This is a genomic window from Streptomyces sp. NPDC058295 (assembly GCF_042880655.1).
Taxonomy (GTDB): Bacteria; Actinomycetota; Actinomycetes; order Streptomycetales; family Streptomycetaceae; genus Streptomyces; species Streptomyces coriariae.
Window position 1 is genome coordinate 1 of the sequence record NZ_JBHVYO010000115.1, and the last position, 1,239, is coordinate 1,239.

The 1,239-nt window shown below is 64.4% G+C and carries 1 protein-coding gene; it reads left to right on the top strand.

Features of this window, described 5'->3' with window-relative positions; translation table 11 throughout:
* A partial coding sequence (gene treS / locus ACFVYS_RS43790; RefSeq protein WP_389511455.1) for a maltose alpha-D-glucosyltransferase occupies positions 1-1,239 on the top strand: 1,239 nt, incomplete at both ends.

The following is a 1,239-nucleotide window of genomic DNA, read 5'->3' on the forward strand; positions in this document are numbered from 1 at the left end:
GGACACCTTCGAGGACACTCCCGCCAAGGACCGCGACCCCGAGTGGTTCAAACGCGCGGTGTTCTACGAGGTCCTCGTCCGCTCCTTCCAGGACAGCAACGGCGACGGCGTCGGCGACCTCAAAGGCATCACCGCCAAACTCGACTACCTGCAATGGCTGGGAGTCGACTGCCTCTGGCTGCCGCCGTTCTTCAAATCACCCCTACGCGACGGCGGATACGACGTATCCGACTACACCGCCGTCCTCCCCGAATTCGGCGACCTCGCCGACTTCGTCGAATTCGTCGACGCCGCCCACCAACGCGGCATGCGCGTCATCATCGACTTCGTGATGAACCACACCAGCGACCAGCACCCGTGGTTCCAGGAATCGAGGAAAGACCCCGACGGCCCCTACGGCGACTACTACATGTGGGCCGACGACGACAAACAGTACGGCGACGCCCGCATCATCTTCGTCGACACCGAAGTCTCCAACTGGACCTTCGACCCCGTCCGCAAGCAGTACTTCTTCCACCGCTTCTTCTCCCACCAGCCGGACCTCAACTACGAGAACCCGGCCGTGCAGGAGGAGATGATCTCCGCGCTGCGGTTCTGGCTGGACCTGGGCATCGACGGCTTCCGCCTCGACGCCGTGCCCTACCTGTACGCCGAGGAGGGCACGAACTGCGAGAACCTGCCGGCCACGCACGAGTTCCTCAAACGGGTCCGCAAGGAGATCGACGCCCACTACCCGGACACGGTGATCCTGGCCGAGGCCAACCAGTGGCCCGAGGACGTCGTCGACTACTTCGGTGACTACGCCTCCGGCGGCGACGAATGCCATATGGCGTTCCACTTCCCCGTCATGCCCCGCATCTTCATGGCGGTCCGCAGGGAATCCCGCTACCCGGTCTCGGAAATCCTCGCCAAGACCCCCGCGATCCCCTCCCGCTGCCAATGGGGAATCTTCCTGCGCAACCACGACGAGCTCACCCTCGAAATGGTCACCGACGAGGAACGCGACTACATGTACGCGGAATACGCGAAAGACCCGCGTATGCGCGCCAACATCGGCATCCGCCGCCGGCTCGCCCCCCTCCTCGACAACGACCGCAACCAGATCGAGCTCTTCACCGCCCTGCTGCTCTCCCTGCCCGGCTCGCCGATCCTCTACTACGGCGACGAGATCGGCATGGGCGACAACATCTGGCTCGGCGACCGCGACGCCGTCCGCACCCCCATGCAGTGGACACCGGA